At 45.8% G+C, this 24,906-nt stretch carries 23 protein-coding genes and 4 tRNA genes (1 of these 27 cut by a window edge); 14 read left to right on the forward strand and 13 right to left on the reverse strand.

The window, feature by feature from the left end:
• Window positions 1–941: the 3' portion of an ISL3 family transposase gene (locus NOG13_RS02500; protein ID WP_283110037.1), read on the forward strand. Its footprint begins 259 nt before the window's first position; the window shows 941 of its 1,200 coding nt (coding positions 260–1,200); its start codon lies off the left edge, out of view; its stop codon occupies window positions 939–941.
• A 157-nt stretch (window positions 942–1,098) separates the two neighbouring features.
• On the opposite strand, the gene NOG13_RS02505 is transcribed toward NOG13_RS02500, so the two are convergent.
• Window positions 1,099–1,183: transfer RNA gene (locus tag NOG13_RS02505), tRNA-Leu, on the reverse strand.
• A 194-nt stretch (window positions 1,184–1,377) separates the two neighbouring features.
• Between NOG13_RS02505 and NOG13_RS02510 the strand changes: the two genes are divergently transcribed.
• On the forward strand, window positions 1,378–2,001 hold the full coding sequence (locus NOG13_RS02510) for a phospholipase D family nuclease (protein ID WP_283110721.1): 624 nt from the start codon (window positions 1,378–1,380) through the stop codon (window positions 1,999–2,001).
• A gap of 192 nt (window positions 2,002–2,193) precedes the next feature.
• A complete protein-coding gene (locus NOG13_RS02515; protein WP_283110722.1) occupies window positions 2,194–2,739 on the forward strand; it encodes a DUF6143 family protein in 546 nt (181 codons plus the stop codon).
• Between the two features lie 47 nt (window positions 2,740–2,786).
• On the opposite strand, the gene NOG13_RS02520 is transcribed toward NOG13_RS02515, so the two are convergent.
• The 3 genes from NOG13_RS02520 to sigG all read right to left on the reverse strand — a co-directional run bounded on the left by NOG13_RS02520 (window position 2,787) and on the right by sigG (window position 7,652).
• Complete coding sequence (locus NOG13_RS02520) at window positions 2,787–6,086, reverse strand: helicase-related protein (RefSeq protein ID WP_283110723.1); 3,300 nt, start codon at window positions 6,084–6,086, stop codon at window positions 2,787–2,789.
• A gap of 401 nt (window positions 6,087–6,487) precedes the next feature.
• The gene (locus tag NOG13_RS02525) at window positions 6,488–6,784 is read right to left on the reverse strand and encodes a YlmC/YmxH family sporulation protein (protein WP_283110724.1); all 297 of its coding nucleotides are present in this window, start codon (window positions 6,782–6,784) and stop codon (window positions 6,488–6,490) included.
• 97 nt (window positions 6,785–6,881) lie between these two features.
• Window positions 6,882–7,652: an RNA polymerase sporulation sigma factor SigG gene (sigG, locus tag NOG13_RS02530; RefSeq protein ID WP_283110725.1), complete on the reverse strand. Its 771-nt coding sequence runs from the start codon at window positions 7,650–7,652 to the stop codon at window positions 6,882–6,884.
• A 126-nt stretch (window positions 7,653–7,778) separates the two neighbouring features.
• Here sigG and NOG13_RS02535 point away from each other — a divergent pair, with 126 nt between their 5' ends.
• Together NOG13_RS02535 and NOG13_RS02540 are read left to right on the forward strand one after the other, a co-directional pair.
• Window positions 7,779–9,116 (forward strand): CCA tRNA nucleotidyltransferase, encoded by a 1,338-nt coding sequence (locus NOG13_RS02535; protein WP_283110726.1) that lies wholly within the window; start codon window positions 7,779–7,781, stop codon window positions 9,114–9,116.
• Complete coding sequence (locus tag NOG13_RS02540) at window positions 9,056–9,610, forward strand: DNA-deoxyinosine glycosylase (protein WP_346347663.1); 555 nt, start codon at window positions 9,056–9,058, stop codon at window positions 9,608–9,610. Before NOG13_RS02535 ends, NOG13_RS02540 begins: the two co-directional genes overlap by 61 nt.
• 3 nt (window positions 9,611–9,613) lie before the next feature.
• Here NOG13_RS02540 and sigE read toward each other — a convergent pair whose 3' ends face one another.
• Together sigE and NOG13_RS02550 are read right to left on the reverse strand one after the other, a co-directional pair.
• Window positions 9,614–10,336 (reverse strand): RNA polymerase sporulation sigma factor SigE, encoded by a 723-nt coding sequence (gene sigE / locus NOG13_RS02545; protein ID WP_283110728.1) that lies wholly within the window; start codon window positions 10,334–10,336, stop codon window positions 9,614–9,616.
• Between the two features lie 60 nt (window positions 10,337–10,396).
• Window positions 10,397–11,218 (reverse strand): sigma-E processing peptidase SpoIIGA, encoded by an 822-nt coding sequence (locus NOG13_RS02550; protein ID WP_283110729.1) that lies wholly within the window; start codon window positions 11,216–11,218, stop codon window positions 10,397–10,399.
• Between the two features lie 220 nt (window positions 11,219–11,438).
• On the opposite strand from NOG13_RS02550, the gene NOG13_RS02555 reads away from it, so the two are divergent.
• From NOG13_RS02555 to NOG13_RS02575, 5 genes are all read left to right on the forward strand, one after another.
• Window positions 11,439–11,515: transfer RNA gene (locus tag NOG13_RS02555), tRNA-Asp, on the forward strand.
• A gap of 5 nt (window positions 11,516–11,520) precedes the next feature.
• A tRNA-Thr gene (locus NOG13_RS02560) sits at window positions 11,521–11,596 on the forward strand.
• A gap of 150 nt (window positions 11,597–11,746) precedes the next feature.
• Window positions 11,747–12,172, forward strand: a complete 426-nt coding sequence (locus NOG13_RS02565; protein ID WP_283110730.1) for a hypothetical protein — start codon at window positions 11,747–11,749, stop codon at window positions 12,170–12,172.
• 99 nt (window positions 12,173–12,271) lie between these two features.
• Window positions 12,272–13,006, forward strand: coding sequence for a FadR/GntR family transcriptional regulator (locus NOG13_RS02570; protein WP_283110731.1), 735 nt, complete (start codon window positions 12,272–12,274; stop codon window positions 13,004–13,006).
• A 190-nt stretch (window positions 13,007–13,196) separates the two neighbouring features.
• Window positions 13,197–15,848, forward strand: a complete 2,652-nt coding sequence (locus NOG13_RS02575) for a cation-translocating P-type ATPase (RefSeq protein ID WP_283110732.1) — start codon at window positions 13,197–13,199, stop codon at window positions 15,846–15,848.
• Window positions 15,849–15,898: 50 nt separating this feature from the next.
• Here the strand turns inward: NOG13_RS02575 and NOG13_RS02580 are convergent, their stop codons facing one another.
• Complete coding sequence (locus NOG13_RS02580; protein WP_283110733.1) at window positions 15,899–16,264, reverse strand: ArsR/SmtB family transcription factor; 366 nt, start codon at window positions 16,262–16,264, stop codon at window positions 15,899–15,901.
• Window positions 16,265–16,443: 179 nt separating this feature from the next.
• Here NOG13_RS02580 and rd point away from each other — a divergent pair, with 179 nt between their 5' ends.
• A complete protein-coding gene (rd, locus tag NOG13_RS02585) occupies window positions 16,444–16,605 on the forward strand; it encodes a rubredoxin (protein ID WP_283110734.1) in 162 nt (53 codons plus the stop codon).
• 49 nt (window positions 16,606–16,654) lie between these two features.
• Here the strand turns inward: rd and NOG13_RS02590 are convergent, their stop codons facing one another.
• Window positions 16,655–17,083, reverse strand: a complete 429-nt coding sequence (locus NOG13_RS02590; RefSeq protein ID WP_283110735.1) for an Hsp20/alpha crystallin family protein — start codon at window positions 17,081–17,083, stop codon at window positions 16,655–16,657.
• Between the two features lie 376 nt (window positions 17,084–17,459).
• Between NOG13_RS02590 and NOG13_RS02595 the strand changes: the two genes are divergently transcribed.
• A tRNA-Met gene (locus tag NOG13_RS02595) sits at window positions 17,460–17,536 on the forward strand.
• 139 nt (window positions 17,537–17,675) lie between these two features.
• On the opposite strand, the gene NOG13_RS02600 is transcribed toward NOG13_RS02595, so the two are convergent.
• On the reverse strand, window positions 17,676–18,683 hold the full coding sequence (locus tag NOG13_RS02600; RefSeq protein WP_283110736.1) for an inorganic phosphate transporter: 1,008 nt from the start codon (window positions 18,681–18,683) through the stop codon (window positions 17,676–17,678).
• A 278-nt stretch (window positions 18,684–18,961) separates the two neighbouring features.
• Between NOG13_RS02600 and NOG13_RS02605 the strand changes: the two genes are divergently transcribed.
• A complete protein-coding gene (locus NOG13_RS02605) occupies window positions 18,962–19,774 on the forward strand; it encodes an alpha/beta fold hydrolase (RefSeq protein ID WP_283110737.1) in 813 nt (270 codons plus the stop codon).
• A 15-nt stretch (window positions 19,775–19,789) separates the two neighbouring features.
• Here NOG13_RS02605 and NOG13_RS02610 read toward each other — a convergent pair whose 3' ends face one another.
• The 3 genes from NOG13_RS02610 to NOG13_RS02620 form a co-directional block, all read right to left on the reverse strand.
• Window positions 19,790–19,990, reverse strand: a complete 201-nt coding sequence (locus NOG13_RS02610) for a DUF3006 domain-containing protein (protein ID WP_283110738.1) — start codon at window positions 19,988–19,990, stop codon at window positions 19,790–19,792.
• Between the two features lie 47 nt (window positions 19,991–20,037).
• Window positions 20,038–21,243 (reverse strand): ComEC/Rec2 family competence protein, encoded by a 1,206-nt coding sequence (locus NOG13_RS02615; protein ID WP_283110739.1) that lies wholly within the window; start codon window positions 21,241–21,243, stop codon window positions 20,038–20,040.
• 234 nt (window positions 21,244–21,477) lie between these two features.
• Window positions 21,478–21,852, reverse strand: coding sequence for an HD-GYP domain-containing protein (locus NOG13_RS02620; RefSeq protein ID WP_283110740.1), 375 nt, complete (start codon window positions 21,850–21,852; stop codon window positions 21,478–21,480).
• A 119-nt stretch (window positions 21,853–21,971) separates the two neighbouring features.
• Here NOG13_RS02620 and NOG13_RS02625 point away from each other — a divergent pair, with 119 nt between their 5' ends.
• Window positions 21,972–23,162 carry an IS256 family transposase gene (locus tag NOG13_RS02625; RefSeq protein ID WP_283110741.1) on the forward strand — a complete coding sequence of 397 codons (1,191 nt, stop codon included), beginning with the start codon at window positions 21,972–21,974 and terminating at the stop codon, window positions 23,160–23,162.
• 871 nt (window positions 23,163–24,033) lie between these two features.
• Here NOG13_RS02625 and NOG13_RS02630 read toward each other — a convergent pair.
• Window positions 24,034–24,879 (reverse strand): Mrp/NBP35 family ATP-binding protein, encoded by an 846-nt coding sequence (locus NOG13_RS02630; protein WP_283110742.1) that lies wholly within the window; start codon window positions 24,877–24,879, stop codon window positions 24,034–24,036.
• Window positions 24,880–24,906 lie beyond the last annotated feature (27 nt).

Raw genomic sequence — 24,906 nt, forward strand, 5'->3', positions numbered from 1 at the left:
TCTTTGAACATAACTCGTTTCTGCCAAGATATCACCGCATGACAAATCGATTAGCCGCGTATATCATTTCAAAGCTTTCCGACGTACGTTCCTTTACCAGTGTAGCACGAGAAGTAAATCTTTCGGTTTCAACCATAATCCGGATTTTTGATTGTATCAACTATGGAAAGCCGCAGCAATTACCCGAAGTTGTATCAATTGATGAGTTTAAAGGCAATACAAACAATGAGAAATATCAATGCATTCTGACCGATCCGGTCCGGCACCGAATCCTTGATATTCTTCCTGCTCGTTACAACCACAAGCTGACAGAATATTTTAGCCGGATCGACCGTTCTCAAACCAAGTATTTTGTCAGCGATATGTGGAGTACATATGCTAGTATTGCTCAGACATATTTTAAAAATTCCATTTATGTCATTGACAAATATCATTACATTCGTCAGGTATTTTGGGCTTTTGAAGCTATTCGCAAGGAAGAACAGAAAAGGTTTAGCAAGACCCGAAGAATTTACTTTAAGCGCTCTCGAACCTTGCTGAACAAACGATATGAATTTCTCACTCCGGAGCAAAAACAACAGGTTAATATCATGCTTTATGCAAGCAGCCGTTTGCTGACAGCCTACTCTCTTAAAGAACAGTTTTTCAAAGTTCTTGATTCCTCCGACAGTCAGTCCGCACGGACAGCGCTATCCCATTGGATTATGACCGCACAAAACAGTGGCCTTTCAAGATTTGTTGCTTGTGGAAATACCATGGTGCGCTGGTCAAAAGGTATTCTAAATTCGTTTGATTGCCCTTACACCAATGGTTTTACCGAAGGGGTTAACAACAAGATTAAGGTACTCAAACGCAATGCCTACGGTTATCATAATTTTACCCGCTTTCGTAATCGCATTCTTCACATGTTCCATGTTTCAACGAAAAATGGAGCAGCTTAGTGCCGCTCCATCCCGTGTTTCCATTTTGGGTTACCCCAACTATTGACATAGAGCCAATGTTCTTTTGTATTCCGATTATTAAGAACTGTTTTTAATGAATATATAAGAAAACCCGCATGAACACCGAGTTTTTTCAGTATTCATGCGGGAATAAGATTGGTGCGCGAGACGAGACTTGAACTCGTACGTTATACAACACACGCCCCTCAAACGTGCCTGTCTGCCAATTCCAGCACTCGCGCAAATGGCTTTTTTATTTTGTCTTTTTTTCGGAGACAACGTTGATATTATATCATCCCACAGGGCGATTTGTCAATAAAAAAACGCAGAGAATTTCAATTTTTTTATGTCGCGTATCCGGCGCAGAGGCTGCAGGATTGCCATTTGCTGTGCTGTTTGTTATACTGGAGCTAATCAATCATCAATGGAGGAAATCATGTTCCACAGAAGAAGAGTCGGCATTTTTACGACGATTGCAGCATTAGCAGCTGTAGCGGTCATAATGGCGTTCGGCCAAGATATTCAGCTCCCGAAAACAGGGATTGTTTCGGATGCGCTCAGCGCGCTGACGGCGAATGTGAGTACCGGCACCGATACGGCAAAAGTGGAGTATTATTTCCCGCGTGCCGGCCAAGATGTTCAGTCCCAACTGATATCCGTCATAAATTCAGCCGACAAAACGCTTGACGTTGCCATTTACAGCTTCACAGACACAAAAATCGGCGACGCAATGATACAGGCACATCAGAGGGGCGTTACAGTCCGAGTGATAACGGATCAGGAACAGGCGACAGGAAAGTCTCAGAAAGCACTGTTGAAGAAACTCGTTCAGGCAGGCATACCGGTTAAGGAAAACACACATTCCGGTTTAATGCATTTAAAAGTAACAATCGTTGATGATAAAGTCGCAACAACCGGCAGCTTTAACTACACAAAGGCGGCTGAAAAGACGAACGACGAAGTGTTTGTCATTCTGCGAGATGAAACTGCTGCAAAGGATTTTGAGGCAGAATTTGAAACTATGTGGAACGACAAAACGCGATTTACGGATTATAAGTAGATGCTTACAGTGCCGATTTACAATTTCCGGATTCGTGTATCGGCGCTTTTCTATGTAGTTTTCAGTTTCCACCATGAACCACTGTCATAAACCCTGAATTCTGCTCATATCATTTAACTGACGAATATGAGCGGAAGAATATCCTTGGGAAAATCACGCAAGGATATCCGCTGAACCGGAGGAAGGGACTCTATGACAAACTCAGGTTTCCGGAACCAGCTGGGAAGAACGGTTGAGATTCCGATTGAATTGTATGAATCAATGCGCGGAAGATATTTCCTAGGTTTGGCCGAGGGCCTGACACTGAGCGCTGGCACCAGTGCGTGGGCAAGACTTTGCAATCCCCGTCTTTCCGGTGTTAATTTGTATCTCGACACATGGTCGGTGTCAACTGTTTCCGAAAGCCCGTTCCGCGTGCAGTGCTGGCTGGATGCCAATCCTTCGGGGAATTCCAGTAATTCGGATTTTATCACACCGGCTAATCTTTCGATTCGTCCGGTTCCGATTTCCCGTGCATTTATTCAGCAAGCCTCCAATGTCTATCATGAGCCGGACGAAGGAGTAGAAGTATTCTCCCGCAGCGGTGTAGCAGGAGAAACTTTGGTGGATGAGGAAAACGGAAAAATCATTATTCCTCCGTGCAGTTCCTTTTTGATTTATGTTTCGATAACGGATCCCTCCGCCTTGGAAGGGGAAGCGAGCATTTCATTTGAATGGTGGGAGGATAATCTCTCATAGCGAAAAACGAACAGGCTGCCGATAACCGGCAGCCTGTTTTTTCTGTATTATTTTGATTTTTTGGATGGAGTTGCAGCGATTGATTCCAATAAAGAGGAAATATCGGAATCGTCGCTGCTTTTTAGAGCGGCTCGAACAGCTTCTTCATGCCCCAAAAAATAATCTTCAATTACTTTCCAGCGCTGCTCGCTCGTCAAATCCCGGGACATAAAGCTCATCATAATCTCCTGTGCCACCTTATGTCTGCGTTTGATGTCCGTTAGAACGCCGTTTGAGTATTTATCCACATTCATCTCGGCAAGTTTCTGCATGTCGTTGATGCGAATAAATATCTCCATGTTCTGGCTTCCGCGGACCTGGTAGGAGGCTAACCCGAACAATTCCAGGAAAGAGAACAAACGCAGCCGTTCCGGCTGTTTATTGGGCTTGCCCAAAGGAATATATGCTTGGTAAACATTGTTTTCATCGGGCGGGCATTGCGAGGCTAGCTGTACGAAATAATTCGGCATGCTGAGGTAACCGGTATTCATCACGCGGTAAACCATTGTTCCTGACGGGGATTTTCGGGAAGTGATGAATTTCTGCCGATCGCTGTTGGCGCGGAACCCAACATTGCGCGAGAGATCTGCCACGAAAAGGTCCAGAATCAACCCGGCAAAGTCTTCGCGTTCAAACCTTTCTCCGAAGGCTTCTACAAGCCATTTTTTGAAATCTTCTACGGTAAACGTTTCGCCCCGTGTTTTTGCGTTTCGGAAAACTGAGGCAATGGTTGTGCAGGTTTCTTTCAGCCTTTCCAAAAGTTCTGGGAACGGATATTTATAATCAGCGCGAATATGGATACGAGGTGAAAAACGCTCCATTGTTGTGGAAGGGAACAATTCACCCGTGAAAAATTTGTGATTGAATTGGGAATAACTCATGCCCTGAAAATGCTTTTCCCAAATAGAAAGCATATTCAACTTATAGATTTCTCCGCTGTTGATGACTGTCGTGTCGGATTCGTAACGCTTGTTTCGCGATGGCAGAATTCGTTTTGTCACATCGTCCAGATGGGTGACTTCCTGCCCAAAATCCTGGTCGAACTGCTTAACATAAGAACGCGGCACATTGACGTAGCTTTCCGTCAGGATGGATTGCGGCCGTACTGTAAGAAGCGGGTAGCCAGCTTTTTGTTCGAGGTCCTTTTCCAATAGAAGAAGGCCGTTCTTGACCTTGTTTTCAAGTTCTCGGTTGCTGAACAGATATTGAAACGCATCGGGAGAAAGATAGAAGCTGTTCTGTCCTTCTCTTTTCGAGATGGAAAGGATTTTGCGCAGCATTTCGCGAAGCTGATACTGTTTCATTTCGGAGATGCTGTAAAGCGTTCTGACGTAGCGAATGTCGGTAGGCAGATAGTCTGCGGAAGCATTCCCAACGGAACCAGTTTCGCGTGCTGCACGGCCGACTTCCTGAACATAGTCCGCCAGACTTCCGGTAGGCGCAAAATGATAGATATTCCGGATATCTTTCACGTCAATGCCCATGCCGAATGCTTTTGTGCAGATCATAACCGTACATTCGCCTCGGCGGAAGCTGTTCTGCGCTTCGTCGCGGGTCTGTTTGTCCAGCGTGCCGTAATATTTCTTGACTTTTTGCCGGATTGCCGGGTCCAAAGCCGTGTAAATATCGTCTACCTGCGTGGTAAACGGGCAATATACGAGCGATTTTTCGCCCTTCTCCACATAGGACTTGATGATTTCGGCAGCCCTTTTCACCTTAAAGGCTTCCACACCGCCGGTAACGCTTTTCACCGGAACATGGCGGATATCGAACTCAATATTGCTGCGCCGTACGCTGCCAAGGTAAATCAGCGGGTCGCTGAGGAACAGACTGGAGATTGTCTCGTTGACAACGTCTTCTGCGCCGCCGTAAATGGCCGTTGCCGTTAAGCACAAGACAGGAAAGCGGGCGCCCTGCTGCCTCATATGTTTCAGAAAATCACCGAGGTACCAGTAATCTGCACGGAAATCTTTACCCCATGAAGTAACGATGTGTGCTTCGTCGATTACGAACAGACCCAGCGGTCTGCCGCCGGTGATGGTTTCCAGCTTAGCGTTTACAAGCAGTTCCGGTGCCAAATACACAATAGATTTTTCGCCGGAATGGATTTGCGCAATGCGCTTCTCGCGTTCTTCGTAAGAGAGCGTCGAGTTGATGTAGGTTGCGCAGTTAATGCCGCGCTCGGTTTCAAGCTGATTCACTTGATCTTTCATCAATGCAATCAGCGGGGTGATGACGATGGTAATTTTGTTATACTGTTCTGCAAGATGAAGAGCGGGCAGCTGGAAAAGCAGCGATTTTCCCGCGCCCGTCGGTGCGGTAATGAATAAGTCGTGGTAGTCACGACCCTTCTCCATTGCGGCTTCACATTGATGGACAATCTGCGCGACGATTTCGCCCTGCGAAATGGTTACGGTGTCCTGCGATGTTTCATCAGTCCCAGCATAAAATTCGAGATTGCGGAAATCAGCATCTGCACCCCAGTGTCTGCGAAGAAGCGGCAGAAGCAAATCCGCAGAAGCACAGTCCCTTTGGTTGAATTCGGAGTAAGAATATAGTTTGCACGGAACACCGAGTTCGTCCATGATTGCCGCAAATGCGGGGAAGGAGTATTCTTGCGGTTCTTTTCGTGAAGCAAGCGTGAAGTCCGTTACAGCGGGCATTGTTCCATCCAGCAGGTCTGCTTTCAGGGCCAAGAAGGAATTGCCCGAAACTGTGATGCTCGTTTCCGACGGACTTCCTTCCGCAAAGCTGCATTCCCGCTCCGGAAACAGCGGAAGTACTTCGGAATCCGCTTTCAAGTCGCGAGAGAGCGGAAACGTAAAAAAGTGATTCTCGTCAATGGAATCCACACCGCCGTAATAATTCAGAAAAACGGCAAGCTCATCCGGCAGTTTGCCGTTTCCCTGAAAATAGCGATAAAGCGCATTGGCGTCCTCTGCTGGTATTACAGCCGGATATTTCTTTGCAAAGAGGTTATTTTCAGCGATAATAATTTTCCCTGCATATCGTGTAACAAAATCCGGTACAGCGGAAAGGGCGGCGAGCAATTGTTCATAGATGCCCACCCGAAGGCCGCTGCCGGTCAGGAGGAAATCTGCAATTTCGGCTTTTTTGCTGTCTAATTTCAAAATATTCAATGTGCCGTCTGGGTTCAGGATACCATAATGCGGCACTGCGCCGTCAAATTTAAGAATTGCTTCAATTTGTCTGCATCCAAAACCGCGGAAAAACACGGCGGCATGATTGCCGCCGTTCTTCTGTAAAAACGTATTCGCATGTGTAGTAAAACTAGTCTGGAAATCCAATCTTTTCACCTTTGTCCTGTTCTAGAAATTAAAAGGGCAAACCATTTGGTAAGCCCAGTTGCAAATTTCATTATACCCCATCCGGCTTGCGTTTGCCAAGTATCGAAAGTTTCGTAAAGTGGTTTGACGTTGTATTTGCGGCGCAGAAAATAAGCAGAGCGAATATCATTCGCTCCGGTTTATCCACATGAAATTCTCTGTGCGTTGCGTTTGCTTGGTACACAGTTTGTCCGTAAAAGAAAACTGAATTTATGGAATGCACCTGTACCATTTCGCATGAAGCAGGTGCATTCCATTTGGAAGACCGGAACACTCCGCGGCATTTGCAGCACATAATCTTTGCCGGAAAGGGAAAACAAGAAACACTTAAGTATGAGTCCGCTCGATATGGACGGAAAGAATTATTTGTAGTATCCCAGCAAAGCTCCCAGTCCGCGCGGCGGTCCTTTGGTGCGAATGGGGCTGTTGTAGTTGACAAGAATGGTATCGTCGCCGATTACCTGAATATCCTGCCAGCGAATTACAATATCGTCTTCGCGCCCGAGCAGCCCGAACCAGCGCAGCCTCCCGTAAATGACAATTGCCGAGACCCGTGCGTTTGTCGTGTCTATTTCGAGGTCAGAGACGGCCCCCAGACGAGCACCGTCTTTGATATTGATAACTTCTTTATGGCGCATATCCTCAATCCTGCAGTTCACCCGAATCACCCCCTCAATTATATGGGGCGATTCGGGTAAACTTGACAGAACAAAATAATTTCGCCTGGAAATAGGAAATTGGGGTATAATGAAACTGTCAAATTTCTTTCTTGATTCGGTCGAGTGCCGCCTTTTCGAGGCGAGAAACCTGGGCTTGGCTGATTCCGATTTCCGAGGCTACCTCCATTTGTGTTTTTCCTTGGAAATAACGCATAGAGAGTATTTTTTTCTCACGTGGGTTCAGATTCTGAATTGCCTCTTTTAAGGCGATTTCATCGAGCCAGTTGCTGTCGTCGTTTTTGTCGCCGACTTGGTCCATCACATAAATTGTATCACCGTCGTCGGAAAACACCGGTTCATAGAGAGAAACCGGCTCTACGACGGATTCCAGCGCGACCACAACTTCTTCGCGCGGAATGTTGAGTTCTTTGGCGATTTCCTCTACGGTCGGCTCACGGTTGTTTGTCGCAAGCATTTTTTCTTTCACCTGCATGGCTTTGTAGGCGGTGTCGCGAAGCGAACGGCTCACACGAATGCTGTTGTTGTCACGCAGGTAGCGGCGGATTTCTCCGATAATCATTGGTACGCCGTATGTGGAAAAACGAACCCCCTGGTTGATGTCAAAGTGGTCAATGGCCTTAATTAACCCGATGCAGCCAACCTGAAACAGGTCGTCGAGGTTTTCACCCCTGTTTGTAAAGCGTTGAATCACGCTGAGAACAAGCCGAAGATTCCCTTTAATCAGTTCGTCTCTGGCCTGAGTGTCACCTTCTCTGGCTTTGCGCAAAAGCTCCATCTTTTCTTTTTCCGTCAAGACTTTGAGTTTCGATGTATTAACGCCGCAGATTTCTACTTTGTTATATTGCATATTGCGCATCCCCTTATGTTAAGGTCCTGCTGTCATTATTGCCATAAGGGAGATTTATCATTCGGGGATGCGATGAAATAAAGTTTTATCTTTTCGACACAATTCAGTTGAAAGAGAGGAAGTTTTATGCACTTTCCCATTCCGCAGGAAGTCGAAGACATTTTGAATCGGTTTGCGGAAAATGGATATGAGGCTTATGCCGTAGGAGGCTGCGTCCGGGATGTTTTGCTCGGCCGTGTCCCGAACGATTGGGATGTAACAACATCTGCGCACCCTGAGGAAACGATGCGCATTTTTGCCGACAGGCGTGTTTTGAAAACCGGCCTGAAACATGGCACGGTTACGATATTGAGCGGAAATTTGCCTGTTGAGGTAACAACATTTCGGGTTGACGGCGCCTATTCGGACGGTCGGCATCCGGATTTTGTAAGTTTTACGGGCAAGCTCGAGGAAGATTTGGCTCGCCGCGACTTTACAGTGAATGCCATGGCATATCGGCCCCAAACCGGCCTCGTGGATTGCTTCGGCGGCAGGGAAGACCTGAATCGGAAAATTATCCGCTGCGTCGGTGACCCGGACAAGCGTTACAAGGAAGATGGGCTGCGCATTTTGCGGGCACTGCGCTTTGCTTCAACGCTGGGCTTTTCTCTCGAAAAGAACACGGCAGAAAGTGCCGTCAGGAACCGAGGATTAATCGACAGAATCGCTTCGGAGCGTGTGCGTGTGGAGTTCGTTAAGCTCCTCTGCGGCAAGAGCGCTGCGGAAAATTTGCGAAACTACCGAGAAGTAATTGCTCAATTTATTCCGGAAATCCGGCCGGCGTTTGATTTTGACCAGAAGAACCCTCATCACCGCTACGATGTATGGGAACATACGATTCACAGCATTGAGACTGTGGAGCCGGAACCGGTGCTGCGGCTTACCATGTTTCTGCATGACCTTGGCAAACCGATGTGCTTTACGCAAAGCGCTGACGGCGTTGGCCATTTCTATGGCCATCCTAAAAAAAGTGCCGAACTGGCCAAACAGATTCTAAAGCGTTTGCGGTTTGATAAAAAGACAGAGAACACGGTGCTCACACTAGTAAGCAATCATGACCTTCCGCTTTTGCCGCAAGAGCGCTCTCTGCGCAAGAGATTGAATGTTCTCGGCGAGCAGAACCTGCGTCTGCTCCTCAAAGTGGAAGAAGCCGATGCAAAAGGCAAAGGAACCGACAAGGATACTTACTTAGAATCTCTTGCAGAGGTGCCGAGCGTACTTCAGCGCATCATAGAACAGCGGCAATGCTTTCAGCTCAAAGATCTCGCGGTGAATGGCGAGGATCTGATAAAGGCCGGTATTCCGGAAGGCAAAGCTGTCGGAAAGACCTTGCAGTACCTTTTGAATGTGGTACTGGATGGGAAATGCGCAAATTCAAAACAGGAGCTTCTCATGCTTCTTCAAAAGGAAGGGCGAATTCATTGAGGGGAACAATCGTTCATCCGCTTGAACCGGTATACGATAAAAATTCCCGGGTTTTGGTGCTTGGCACAATGCCTTCACCAAAATCCCGGGAATACGGGTTTTATTATTCCCATCCGCAGAACCGCTTTTGGCGTATTCTTTCTGATTTGTACCATGAGCCGCTCCCACAGACAAACGAAGAAAAGGCTGCACTTTTGCTTCGACATCAGATTGCCTTGTGGGATGTGCTGCATAGTTGCAAAATTGACGGGGCAGATGATGCGAGCATCCGTGATCCCGTTCCGAATGATATTGCGGGACTCCTGAAGAAAACAGCGATTCAAGCGGTTTTTACCACCGGCGCGAAAGCAGCATCGCTGTACCGAAAACTTTGCCTGCCGAGAACAGGGGTTGAGGCGGTTGCACTTCCGTCCACAAGCCCGGCAAACTGCAGGTTTTATACTTATGACAAGCTGTTGGAAGCCTACCGAGTTTTACTCCAATACACGAAATAGCGCTCAACTGACGCGCTCCAGTTCCTTTTTCAAGCGTTCAATAATCCGCTTTTCCAGCCGTGATATGTAAGACTGGGAGATTCCGAGCGTATCGGCAACCTCTTTCTGGGTGTGTTCACGGTTGCAGTTTAGCCCAAACCGGAGCTGCATGATTTCTCTTTCCCGCGGCGCAAGATGAGCAACTGCATTGCGCAGAAGATTTTGCTCGACTTCATCTTCAAGGTCTAGGTTGATTTCATTTTGGTCGCTGCCGAGAATGTCGGAGAGAAGAAGCTCGTTGCCGTCCCAGTCGACATTGAGTGGGTCGTCAATGGATACTTCGTTTTTGAGCTGCGATGCCTTTCGCAGATACATAAGGATTTCATTTTCAATGCAGCGTGATGCGTATGTAGCCAGCTTGATGTTGCGCTCAGGCTGGAATGTGTTAACGGCCTTAATTAGGCCAATTGTACCGATGGAGATGAGATCTTCCACGTTTGCGGAAGGAGATTCAAACTTTTTTGCAATGTAGACTACGAGCCGAAGATTGTGGGTGATGAGAGGTTCCCTTGCATTCGGAACATTGTTGAGAATATTCTGCATCACCTGTTCCTCTTCAACTTTTGTCAGCGGTGGAGGAAGTGTCTCCGGACCGTTGATGTAGTAGATTCCGTGCCCAGGAATCCGCCTGATGAGCCTGCAGCAGAATTCAGCGAACCATTCCCGTATCCGCTCTGACTTTTTCATATTCCTCATTCCCTTTGCCGTGCCGTTCGGCAATATCTTTCCATCCAGCTGCGGCGAGATTTAGCCGGATGTCTGCAGAAGGTCAGGATTCAACAAAGCTTCGTAACTTCCAAGTCTTGTAGGAGAAACCGCTATGTAAACATTTGAAACCTGAATGATTCGGTCATTATAATGGATGGTAAGCCGGTCGGGGCGGAACGCTTTCAGAACGCCTGAGCCGCCGACAACCTCAAACGGAACAAGCCGAAAGTTCAAGTCGCCCTCCGGCGGAATCAGCCGCTGAATGGTGCTTTGTTCAATCACCACGACGGGATAGTTGGAAAACGGCTCCCGAAGCGAGTTCCCGGTGTCTACGCGTGCATTGCACCCGCATGAAATCCCGTGGTACTGCACGGTGATACGGCAGAAAAGCTCTTTTGGGGCACGCCGTCCGGTAATCCGCCCGATGAGAGTGAGAACCACATAGCAACCTGCGGCAAGAACAATCAGAAGAATCGGTGATATATTGAAATATACGATTGAATTGCGGATAATTAGTCCTTGGGGAGCCAAGAAATACCATACAGCAATCATTGCCCCCGCGAAGGCGAAACTTATGACATAAAAGGCAAGCGTATTCCGAATGGTGCGCTTAATTCCCCCGAAGCCGAAAGCACAAAGAACGATGATAACGGACATGAGAAATTTTATGGTGAGGGAAAGAGCGGCGGGGTACTCCGGGAGAAGCACGCAAAACGAAAAGACAGCTCCGACTGCAGAAGCGATTGCCAGCCTAGAACGCTTAAAGGTCAACGAAAGGAACTTTGCGCAGGCGAGAAGAAGGAAATAGTTCAGGAAGAAATTGACCGCCATCAGAACGTCAATGTAAACTGTTTGCTTCATTCCGCATCGCTCCTGTCGTGCGTGTTACATTATACCGCCAGGTGTTTGCCATTTCTGTCACAAATTGTTTTGATACGGAATTTGCAATGAAATTGCACTTTGATTTTTATTGCGGCATAGGGAGAAATAGAACGAATTTTGTGTTTTTCCAAGAAAAGCGTTGACAATTCGATTAAAAAACAGTATAATAATCAGCGTTGCCGCTGATTCCAAAACATTTGGCTCGGTAGTTCAGCTGGTTAGAACGCTAGCCTGTCACGCTAGAGGTCGTCGGTTCGATCCCGATCCGAGTCGCCATTGTTGCTGCTATGGCTCAGTTGGCAGAGCACGTCCTTGGTAAGGACGAGGTCACGCGTTCGAATCGCGTTAGCAGCTCCATTAAAAATCCGCTTGGCTCTAGGGCTGAGCGGATTTTTTAATACTGTTTTGAAAATTATGGTTTAAGACAATTCGGCATGTGTGGAGCTATCAAAAGATGCTAGGACGAAAAAAGAAATAGGTTATCGAAAGTGAAAAGGCGGGAAAGATATGCTGGATACGGGCTTTCACAACATTTCTATCGAACTTCAGGAGCATTGGGCAAGAATAACGACTGACGAAGCTCTGATGGATTTTCTGGCTCAACCCGGAAATGGTTCCGTTGAATTGGCAAACTATATCTTGCAGCGGTATCAAGAAGCTTTCCAAAAGCCGCTTGCGATTTCGGAAATGTCTCTTGCAGTCGAAATTCTCATCCATGCTTATGTGGATCTGATTTCAAAGAGCGCCGGGGAAATCCAAAAAGCACTGCCGAAACATGTGTCGAAAGCGATTTTGAATTTTGCAGAGAAACTGCACGAGAGAACGGCAGTCATTGACTGCGGCGAAAAATCCGTCGACAATAACCGCTTTGTATTTGACGGCTTAGCACCGTTTCATCCCATCATTTTTTCGGTTCTCAGAAAACTCGATTAACAAAAACTTGTCAAGAATTTGACAATTGTAGTGTCTCAATTTATAATCAATTAGGTATTAATTGGAAAATAATCGAGTGCTAATTGAGGTGCTTCCAGAATGGGCAAACCAGCACAGAATCTACCACAGAAATTGGCGGATGACATTTTGGCATATATTGTAAGCAAACATATGCAGCCGGGAGAAAAGCTCCCAAATGAAACAATTCTTTCTGAAAAACTGAATGCGGGCCGCAGCTCGGTCCGTGAAGCAATGAAGCTGCTTGTTTCAAGGAATATTATTGAAGTGAGGCAGGGCTCGGGCACTTACATATCGAGCCGAATGGGAATGAGTGATGACCCGCTGGGGCTTGTTCTGCTTGGTGATAACCCAAAACTCGTTTATGACTTACTTCAAATTCGCATTCTTGTTGAACCGGCTATTACCGCAATGGCAGCCCGTAACGCAACCGCAAGCGACATACGGGAAATTTATCGGCTTTGCGAAGAAGCGGAAAAGAAATTCAGAGCCGGTGAAGATTTCACGGAAGCAGATATCAGTTTTCACCAAGCTATTGCAAGAAGCAGTAATAATCTGGTCGCTCCGCGGCTTACCTCAGTCATTAACCGCACCGTCGAGAGTGCGGCGAAAATGGCTAGGAACAAATCTCTTGAAGATGCATTCATGATTCACCGAGACATTGCAGATGCTATCGCTGCACATGATCAAGCTGAAGCACAGGATGCGATGCTCCTGCACTTGATCATCAGCCGCCGGGCCATGATGAAATGTTCGGATCAACCTCAGAAGGTTAATAATCCGGCATTATGCCCTGTCCCACAAGGCAATTCTTGACAACCGAAAAAGCTATTTGATATAATAAATACAACTGAGGGAGTAGTTTGCATATGCTGCAAGCATATGCGTCAAGCCAACATACATGGCTCCAATGGAGTCTGGCTTGCCTTAATTAACGAGACTCATGCACGGTTACATAAAGGCCGCTGCATGGGTCTTTTCGTTTTTCACAGAGAGGGGTTCATTTATGAAGTATCATCTCGAAAGTACAAAAGAGGTGCTTAAAGCAGTCGGCAGCAGGCCGGAAGGTATCACGGAACTGCAAGCACGGAAGAGGCTGGAAGAATCCGGCAAGAACAAACTGGCTGAGCCGCCGAAGGATTCTCTTATCAAACGCTTCTTCCAGCAGCTCGGCGAACCGATGACGATTATATTAATCGCAGCTGCTGTTATTTCTGCGGTCACATCTGCTTATGCAAACGAATCTTTCGCAGATGTTTTTATCATTCTGGCCGTTGTCATAATCAATGCCGTGCTCGGCGTTTATCAGGAACATAAAGCAGAGAAGGCAATAGACGCACTACAGGAAATGGCGGCAGCCACTTCCAAAGTCCTACGCGATGGCACACTCGTGCAGGTGAAAAGCGAAGACCTTGTAGTCGGGGACGTCGTCGTCCTTGAAGCGGGCGATTCCGTACCGGCCGACTGCCGAATCATCGAAAGCGCTGACTTAAAAACGCAGGAATCGGCGCTGACGGGCGAATCTGTGCCGGTGGAGAAAACCTCGGATGCGCTTTCGCTTCATGGCGCAAAAGAAATCCCGTTAGGCGACAGAAAGAACATGGCCTATATGGGGAGTGCCGTCGTCTACGGACGCGGAAAAGCGGTTGTGGTAGCGACGGGAATGAATACCGAAATGGGCAAAATCGCCGATGCACTGACGAAGGCGAAGCAGAGCCTTACCCCGCTTCAAATAAAGCTTTCTCAGCTCAGTAAAGTGCTTACTTATCTTGTTGTAGGCATTTGCGTGTTCATGTTTGCTTTCAGCCTTCTGAGGGCGGGGAATATCACCAGAGATATTGTCCTCAACACCTTCATGGTTGCCGTGAGTTTGGCTGTCGCAGCGATTCCGGAAGGCCTTGCCGCGGTTGTTACGGTCGTCCTCTCCATCGGGGTTACAAACATGTCGAAGCGCAATGCAATTATCCGAAAGCTCACGGCAGTGGAGACGCTTGGCTGTGCACAGGTGATTTGTTCCGATAAAACCGGAACCCTCACACAGAACAAGATGACTGTGGTCGAGCATTACGGAGACGATAAGGAAAAACTTGCCACTGCGTTGGCCCTCTGCAGCGATGCGATTTTGGAGCCAAACGGAGAAATCAAAGGCGAACCGACGGAAAATGCGCTGGTAGCCTACGCGGATTCCCTCTCTTTGAAAAAGTATGACCTCGAGCGAAAATATCCGCGCGTAAAAGAGGCTCCGTTCGATTCCGTCAGAAAGATGATGACGACGATTCACAAGGCCGAGAATGGATATGTGCAATACACCAAAGGCGCGCCTGACGTCATCTTGAGCCGCTGCACATCGGTGCTGGTAAATGGCTCTGAAGTTCCGATTACTGACGAACTCCGTAGCAAAATTGCGAATGAAAATTCCCGTATGGCCCATCAAGCGCTGCGCGTATTGGGCGCTGCCTACAAAAACCATGCCGAAATTCCTCAAACCAACGATACGGAGGAACTGGAGCAGGGAATGGTGTTTCTGGGACTTGTGGGAATGATTGACCCCGTTCGTCCGGATGCCGCCGCCGCTGTTCGTGAGTGCAGAGATGCCGGTATCCGTGTCAATATGATTACCGGCGACCATAAAGACACGGCTGCGGCGATTGCGGCGCAGCTCGGAATTCTTTCCGACGAATCTCAGGCGATTACAGGCTCGGAGCTGGATGAAATCAGCGACGACGAATTAAAGAAAACAGTCGAGAATTATTCGGTGTATGCTCGAGTCCAACCGGAACACAAGGTGCGAATCGTCAACGCATGGAAGAGCCGCGGAATGGTTACGGCCATGACGGGGGACGGTGTGAACGATGCTCCGGCAATCAAAAATGCCGATATCGGAGTCGGTATGGGAATTACCGGTACGGATGTTACCAAGAATGTAGCGGATATGGTCCTTGCGGATGATAATTTCTCGACCATTGTTGCAGCGGTCGAAGAAGGGCGCAGAATCTATGACAACATCCGAAAAACCATTCAGTTTCTGCTTTCCTCCAACCTCAGCGAAGTCTTTGCGGTCTTTGTTTCTATGCTTCTTGGTTTCACCATTCTGAAACCGGTTCATCTGCTGTGGATTAACCTAATTACAGACAGTATCCCAGCGCTGGCGCTCGGAATGGAAGATAAAGAGGCAGACCTGATGAAACGCAGGCCGAGAAACCCGAAAGAAGGAATCTTTGCCGGAGGGGTTGGCTTTGATATTGCTTACCAAGGCGTTCTGATTGCCTGCATAACCCTTGCAGCGTATTTCATCGGCCATTTTATGGAAGCGGGCGTCTGGGCGTTTACAAACAGCCCTGACGGCATGACTATGGCATTCCTTACCATGTCGATGGCGGAGATGTTCCATTCTTTCAACATGCGTTCCCAGCGGGATTCCATCTTTACCATCAAATCGAAGAACCTGGTTTTGATTGGTGCAATGGCCGGCTCGCTGTTGCTGACTTCTGCGGTGATTTTCATTCCTGCGCTTTCAAATCTGTTTGGGTTTGAAAAAATCTCCGCAGACGAATACTTTACCGCAATGCTGCTGGCGTTCCTGGTCATTCCGATTGTTGAATTGGTCAAGTTTATGCAAAGGCTGCGTGCAAAACGCAGTGCGCTTTCCGAGAAATAAATAGAAAAGCGGCCGGGATGCGTCCCCGGCCGCTTCTGCTTATCGGAATGTTATTCGGAAACATGCGAAAGTCCCTGTGAGAAAATATTGTTGACGTGCTCGTCGCCAAGCGAATAGTAAACAACTTTTCCTTCACGGCGGTTTTTGATTAGCTTCGATTGTTTCAGAATACGGAGCTGATGCGAAATTGCCGAATTTGTCATTCCGAGCAGCGACGCGATATCGCAAACACACATTTCGGAAAGAGACAACGCACAGAGGATTTTTACGCGCGTTGAATCGGCGAACACTTTGAAAAGGTCGGCAAGGTCCATCAAGGATTCTTCATCGGGCATATTCTCACGAACTTTTTTCACAATATCCTCATGTATCACCGTGCAGTCACATTTATCAACTTCAGGAACCAGTGGACTCATGGCGCTCACCTCTCTGTTATCATTCAAGAAAATATTATATCTATACAGGCCGGATAAGGTCAAGAAAATGTGAAGTTTGGGTGAAATGAAGTAATTTATTTCAACTTTTTGAAATAGTATTTACATGTTAGAAAAATTGTGATATTCTTATCTGCACAAAATGAAAAGGAGGTTACGTTATGCAAAAATATGTCTGCAGTGTCTGCGGTTATGTTTATGACCCGGAAGAGGGAGATCCCGAAAACGGAATTGCACCTGGTACAAAGTTTGAAGACTTACCGGATGACTGGACATGCCCGCTGTGCGGCGCCGGAAAAGAAGAGTTCGAGCCAAGGGAATAATTTGCATAGAAAAAAGGGCATCCGCATAACACGGATGCCCTTTTCGTGGTTATTTGATTTCGATGGTTTTAGCTTCAGGAAGAGCCTCTTTCAACTTCGGAAGTTCAAGCGTCAGGACGCCGTTTTCATAACTAGCAGAGATTCTGCTGGAATCAATTCCGTCCAGCCCGAAGCTACGGCTCAGTGCATTGTACCTTCTTTCACGACGTACATAATTGCCTCTATTGTCTTGCTCGCTGGTGTCTTCGTTGCGTTCTGCTGAGATGTTCAGTTGATCACCTTGAATGCTGATTTTTATATCTTCTTTGCGGAAGCCGGGCATGTCGGCCTTTAGCACATATTTGTCGCCTTGGTCAATAATGTCGGTGCGGCAGGGAGCGAATTGTTTTTCCAGTCCGAAAAAGGCTTCGTCAAACATACGATCAAATGCATCAAAAAGGCTTGCACTTCTGCGCTCAAAAGGAATCAAATCAAACATATCAAAACCTCCCAATCAAGTTTTTTATTTCTGGAACTCTTCGTTCCTTTTTGCACCTTTAGTTTATCCGGAAATTATGAATAAATTGTAAAATAATTATTACTAAACTGTTAAATTTAGCACTCTAATTAAAAGAGTGCTAAATTTAAGAATTCTCTCTATAAGAAAAGTTTCACTACCATGCCAAGACTAACATTTGTGGAAAGCAGGCCGTTTATGGGGAACAAGTAACAATCGAACTAAGCACACCGATTTTACTAGCGAATGATTTGAATAAAATACGATAAAATATAAATACTTTGGAAAAAAGTATTGACTTCCTTAACTATCTGTGTTATCCTAAAAAAGCACTCTGTTGAAGAGAAGCAAGAAATATCGCGGGGTGGAGCAGTCCGGTAGCTCGTCGGGCTCATAACCCGAAGGTCGTAGGTTCAAATCCTACCCCCGCAACCAAAAATGATGGAAACAGGCTAAATTCTTATCGAATTTAGCCTGTTTTTCTGTATTGCCCTTCTTCGATGTGATTTAGCTGGCTTCAATTGATGCAATCATATACATCAAATCGGACCGTCCAATCTATTGCTCCTGTATTTCAAAACAAGGTTGAAATTAAGACAAACAATTTTGTCATGAGAAATCCGATTATGATACATGCAGGAAACGTAAGTACCCATGCGGCTACCATTTCTTTTGCGATTCCCCAGTTTACGTCAGAAAACCTGCGGGAAGCCCCCGCGCCCATCATCGCAGAACCTTTTGTGTTTGTTGTACTGAGCGGGATGCCGGACTGAACGGTCGTAACCAGCATACAGACAGAAGCGACAAGCTCCGCTGAAAATCCCTGGTATTTTTCCAGCTTCACCATATCGACGCCCATCGTTTTGATAATTCGGTAACCGCCGACCGAAGTACCGATACCCATGACCAGTGAGCAAAGAAGCATAATCCAGAAATCAATATGAACGGTCTGTGGAACCGGCTGGTCTTTTGCCAGCAAAAGGACAAGGACAAAAACGCCCATGAATTTCTGACCGTCCTGCGCCCCGTGGCTTGTTGCCATCAGTGCGGCAGATGCAATCTGCCCGACGGAAAATATGCGGTTGGCACGGGCCCTTTTTACGTTGCGAAAAAGGAATCTAACCAGCTTTGTGACAAGATAGGCGGCTGCGAAGCCGACGACAGTTGAAATGAAAATTCCCCATAATACTTTTGCGAATGGGTCCCATTCAAATGCGGAAATGCCTCTGTAGGCAATACCGGCACCCATCAGGCTGGCGATCAGCGCATGGCTTTCACTGGTCGGTATGCCGAATTTCCAAGCTGATACGGACCAGATTACAATAGAAAGCTGTGCTGCACAGATGACAATCAGCGGATTAGATCCGGTGCCGACGTTTACCAAGTTTGCAATGGTACTGGCAACAGCCGAGCCGAAACACATAATGCCAACCAGATTAAAGACTGCAGCCATTGCGATGGCTGTACGCGCAGATAAGACTTTTGTGGAAACTACCGTAGCGATTGCGTTCGGAGCATCTGTCCATCCGTTCACAAATATGGACGCACAGACTAGGAACAACGCGAAGGGAAGAATCATCATAAACAGCCTCTCTTTTTTTCGATAGGATTCCCTTTTTAGCCCTAATATAGTATCGAAAAGATTGGGATAATCAATTTTACCGTAAAAATATGAAAATTTTATTCTTATCATAATAAAAATGCCTTGCGATGTCAAAATAATAGTCCTGTTTTCATTGAAAAAGCCGGCAGCTGTTATACTGCCGGCTTAATATGATAGAGAATGGTTGAAAAGGGTGGTATAGCATACAAGACCAGCCCATTGAATACTCTGTATGGGATATTTATGGGGGTGTTGTGATGGGCTATTATGTAAAAACGGCATCGAATGTAAAAATCTATGTGGAAGATTTGAATCCGGAAGGAAATAAAACCATATTATTCGTTCACGGTTGGCCCGGAAATCATAATTTGTTTGAATACCAATTCAATGAATTGCCGAAATTGGGGTATCGATGCATCGGCATCGATTGCCGGGGATTTGGATTGTCCGATAAGCCTTGGAGTGGTTACGATTACGACACGCTCGCAGATGATATTAAATCTGTAATCGATGCGCTGGGTTTAAAGAATATTACACTTGGCGGCCATTCGACCGGCGGCGCAATCTGCATCCGCTATATGGCCAGATACAACGGGTACGGCGTGTCAAAACTCGCTCTTTTCGCGGCAGCAGCACCTAGCCTTATTCAACGTCCATATTTTCCATACGGATTAAAAAAGCAGGATGTGTTGGATATCATTCAGAATACATATCATGACCGACCCAATATGCTTCGTGAATTCGGCAAGAAAATATTTTTTCGATATGTGACGGATGCTTTCTCCGATTGGATATTCCAATTGGGTTTGCAAGCTGCAAGCTGGGCGACGATAGCCATTGCAAACTCATGGATAAAGGAAGAAGGCCTGTTTCAGGATATGAAATCCATCAAGGTTCCAACGTTAATCTTACATGGCCTTGACGATGAAGTATGTTTGTTCCAACTGGCGATTGCTCAGCGGGACGGTATCAGCGGTGCAAAGCTTGTACCGATTGAAGCGTGTGGGCATTTCCTTTTTTACGACCAAAAAGAGATTTTTAATCGAGAGCTGGTCAAATTCACCGAGTAAGAATCGGAACACCTTTTAATCGACAAACAGACTGTCTTCCAGTTCTTTAATCCTTTTTTCGCGCTTTTCAGTTTCTCCTTTATCGACCATAACCGTAATCACATCCCCTTCTTTTGCTTCACTGGGGATGGCAGACCGAGGAATGTTCACAAAGGTTTCATTCTCTAATTCAACCACGGCGAAATTGCCTTCGAATCGATCAATCGTGTATTGCATAATATCCTCCTCATGTCAGCGGATTAACTCTGTATGCTTCGCGGCCGTTAAGGTGCGTTCTGTTTGATGCTGGATGCCTTTTTATTGACCGTAATCGTCTTGGAGTCTGAAGTAAAAACAATTGTTCCATCCTTGTCTGTTCGATAAATTGTTGCGCCGATATTTTGCAGTCTCGTTAGTGCTGCGCTCGTCGGATGGCCGTAGCTGTTTCCGGCACCTACTTCAATCACGGCATATTTGGGCTTTACCTTGTTCAAAAATGATTGAGATGTGGAAGTCTTGCTGCCGTGGTGGCCTACCTTGAGCACATCTGCTTTCACATCTGCGGTAATCTGCCTTTCGGATTCTTCTCCTGCATCGCCCATAAACAAGAATTTGTTGTTGCCATAGGTCACTTTGATAACGGCGGAATATTCATTCAAGTCATCGCCGGTTATATAAACAGGTGCCATAATATCAATATTAAGGTTACCAACCTTCACAATATTGACTCCGGCTTTTGCTGTATGGATTTTAAGTCCCTTATTTTGAATGGCGACAAGAAGTTTCTCGTAGGTCTTGGTATTGGTGGATTTCTTCGGCATATAAATTTTACCGATATTCAGTTTGCTTACAACCGTTGCCATACCGCCGATATGATCTGCATGGGGGTGTGTCGCAATTAAATAATCGATTTTATTATAGCCCAGAGCTTTAATATAGCTTACAATTTGAGTCCCATTATCGGAATTTCCGGCGTCGATCAGCATCGTCTGCTTATTTGGAAGTTCGAGAAATTCCGAATCACCTTGACCTACATCCATGTAGTGGACTTTGAGCTTTGCACCGCTTGACGGTGCAGGGGAGGAAGAACGGTTTACTTGCGGTACGGCGGATGACGCTAAGGAAGTAGTCGTTGCATTAGAGGAAGATCCTGCTGTGGAAGGTGAATCGGAAGACGCTGTTATAGAAGAACTTGGGGTTGAAGAAACAGTTGCCGCCATACTAGAAGCAAACTGTGTAGATGATGTCGATTGAGGCGATGTTGCTGCAGACACCATTGTAGTAACCAATGGAAGCACTACAGCGGCAATCGCCATTGTTTTTGTTATTTCAAATTTCCTGTTGCTTAGGAAGTCTTGAAATTTTGGGTTAAAAAGCAGAGCGGGGATGATAAAAAACAAGAGCCCCCAGCTTGCCGGCAACGAGAATAACCCAATCAATGCCATAAATCCGCAAAGTACAGATATAATCCATAAACCTGCCTTTTTCACACTAATATACCTCCCTTGCCAATAGTAGAATTATGCCAGTATTTGCATGAAAAATGAGGGCGACGGTGTCGTTCTTCAGATAAATTAAACTTGTGCGTTGTCTTGGCAAAAAATAATCCCATCGGAAATCAATCCGATGGGATTTAAATTTATATATCAAGACGCGAGATAAAACCATTGATCGAAAATTCGATAAGCAATAAGCCTATAAACGATATAGCAACTTAGAAAGCCTTATTGTTGCAGTGTGTTTTCCAGCAGAGAAATTAATTCATTGGAAAATTCAGTCCCTGTTTTGATCATAGCTATCGCTTCCCCCATTTTATAAGCACGTTGGCCGTCGGGACGCTCAGATGTTATTACATCAATCGTATCGGCAATCATTACAATCTTGCTGCTCTGAGATATTTTATTTTCCTTGATTCCTTTTGGATATCCGCTTCCGTCAAGTCGCTCGTGATGCTGCAAAATGATGTCGGTGCATTCTTTTGGAAGGCCATATGATTTAACGGAACTTAGGCCCAATTCACAGTGTTGGTAGAACAAAAGCTGTTCTGTCTTGTTGAAGGGTTCCGTCCTTTCTATCATGGATTTTGGAAGCAGCAGCATGCCTACAGATAACGTATAATAAGTTTCGCAAAATTAATTGAAGCAAAAAAGTAGACATAGTCGATTGCCGTCGGTAAAATAAAGTTACCATACAAAATCTACCAAGGAGGCAATAAACTATGTCTGATAATATTATACAACTAAACGAAGACCTGATAAAGAATAATCTTAAAGATCTTGTCCGTAGTAGTGTGGAAGAAACACTGAATGCACTACTCGACCATGAAGCTGATGAGCTTGTTAATGCCGAGCGATATGAACGCTCTGGCGACCGAAAGGGGTATCGCTCCGGCCATTATGAGCGAAACTTTTCTACGACATCCGGAAATGTAAAACTCAGGGTTCCAAAGCTGAAGGGTATCCAGTTTGAGACAGCCATTATTGAACGCTACAAACGGCGGGAATGCTCTGTAGAAGAAGCGCTGATTGAGATGTATCTCGCAGGTGTTTCAGTACGCCGTGTGGAAGATATCACTGAGGCTCTCTGGGGTACAAAGGTGTCTCCGGGAACAATTAGTAATCTTAACAAAAAAGCCTATGGACATATTGAACAATGGCGTCAACGTCCTCTTTTAGAGGAGTATCCGTACGTTTATGTTGATGGTATTTATCTCAAGCGCAGTTGGGGTGGCGAAATACAGAATGTGTCTGTACTCGTTGCCATTGGCGTAAACCGTCATGGATATCGAGAAATCATTGGCGCTGCGGAAGGTATGAAGGAAGATAAAGAAAGTTGGAAAAACTTCTTTGTCGGCCTAAAAGAACGCGGATTAAAGGGCGTTCGCCTTATTATTGGAGATAAGTGTCTTGGAATGTTAGAAACCATTCCAGAAGTCTTCCCCGATGCCAAATATCAACGTTGTACCGTTCACTTTTATCGCAATATCTTTCGTGTTACACCGAAAAACAAAATGCGCTCAGTCACGTTAATGCTCAAAGCAATTCATGCCCAGGAAAGTAAAGAAGCTGCCCGCGAAAAAGCTGCTTCAGTTGCAGCTAAACTTCGTGAAATGAAATTGTCTGCGGCAGCTAAAAAGGTCGAAGAAAGTGTTGATGAAACTCTAACTTACATGGACTTTCCAACAGAGCACTGGACCAGAATTCGTACGAATAATGTAACCGAACGCATCAATCGAGAGATTAAACGCCGAACGAAAGCAATTGGTGCTTTCCCGGATGGCAATAGTGCTTTGATGCTGGTCTGTGCACGACTTCGTTATGTGGCAGCTTCTGCATGGGGAACGAAGCGTTATCTCAACATGGAGCACCTATTCCAGATGGAACTGATGCAACAACATTCTGCCAGCTAGCTACTGGCAAACTGACGGCATAGATGGATTTTGCGAAATTTTCTTGACACGGCCTGCCTACATCATGCAGTAATGAACCCAATCCGAGGTGGAACAGCTTTTTGTCGTTATATTCTAATTTATCAGCGATAATCAGCGACATCAAAGCAACATCAATGGAATGTGTATATAACCAGCCAAGATAGTTCGCCAAGGTATTGATGTATATCCACCAGGGTTCTTTTTTCGATTCAAATAATATCTTTGTTAATACCTTATTTGGTGTTTCAAGAATGTGTTTATTTGCAATATGTTTTCTTGCACCAAAGGAATTTAATATCTCTTTTGTGATAGAATCTTTTTGAGCGTTGTCAAAAATTTTGCCATTGTAAATTTCACCATTTTCATCTATTACTATTGAGTCGCTTAATCTTTTTAATTTTTTGATGATATCAACGTTTACTTTTTATTTTTCTTCAGTAGCAATACTCCGTTATCATCAATGATATCTTCTTTTGTAACGTATTCAGGCATGTAAATTCTCCTAACTATACAGATTTTTTGCTTTGACGATTCGTACGTTGAGCAGCCCTGGAGTATATTAGCAAAAAATAGCAAAATAAGAGCTATGGTACTTATTCCCAAAGTTTTTTATTAAAACATATTTTTGAATAGACCATCGCCCCGTGCCATGGCAATGTATATTATCGCTGCTAAATTAATTATAATAAATGCATAAATTTAGTCAAGATACTATAATTATTTAATTATTGTTGATAACTTTTATACAATATGCATATATATTTTCTATTTAGCGAGTTCTAATAGTGGAAATTCCATATAGAACACAGAACCTCCCAGCTGATGCCGGGGGGACCGTTTTCATTGAGAATCATTTTTTTTCGCGAAGTGAGGCAACGGCTTCTACGGCGGCGTCAATCCACGGAGCTGCAACGTCTTCCGCCTGTCCGTTATCGCACTTCTTAGCGATTTCGGGGTCAATTGGAATACGGCCAAGAACTTTCAAACCGAATTTCTGGGCGGTTTCGTTTAGGTGGCTTTTCCCAAAAACATTAATTTCTTTCCCGCAGTCAGGGCATTTTACATAGCTCATGTTTTCAATGAGGCCGATAATCGGAATATTCATCATCTTTGCCATGTTGACCGCTTTCGCCACAATCATAGAGACAAGCTCCTGAGGGGAAGTAACAATGACAATGCCATCTACCGGAATGGATTGAAATACGGTCAGCGGCACATCACCGGTGCCTGGTGGCATATCGACGAACAGATAATCTACATCCTTCCAGACAACATCTGTCCAGAACTGTTTCACGATGTTCGCAATGATCGGCCCGCGCCAGACGACAGGCGCATTCTCGTCGTTAAGAAGCAGGTTGACGGAAACGACGTCGATGCCGCCTTTTGTTGCAACAGGGTACATTCCGTTCTCGTTGCCCATTACTTTGCCATGCAGGCCAAACATTTTCGGAATGGACGGGCCGGTGATGTCAGCGTCCAGAATACCGGCATGAAAGCCGCGGCGGCTCATAGCCGCAGCAAGCATAGAGGTAACAAGGCTTTTGCCGACGCCTCCTTTGCCGCTTACAATGCCGATTACGTGCCCTATTTTGCTGAGTTTGTTCGGCTTTTCCAAAAAATCTGCGGGGTTACGTTTCCGCGAAGGGCAGTTCTTCCCGCACGAAGAACAGTCATGGGTACAGGTTTCTTCACTCATCGGAATTCTCCTTATAAAACGAATTTA

Origin of the sequence: Thermocaproicibacter melissae, assembly GCF_024498295.1 — a bacterium.
Classification (GTDB): Bacteria; Bacillota; Clostridia; order Oscillospirales; family Acutalibacteraceae; genus Thermocaproicibacter; species Thermocaproicibacter melissae.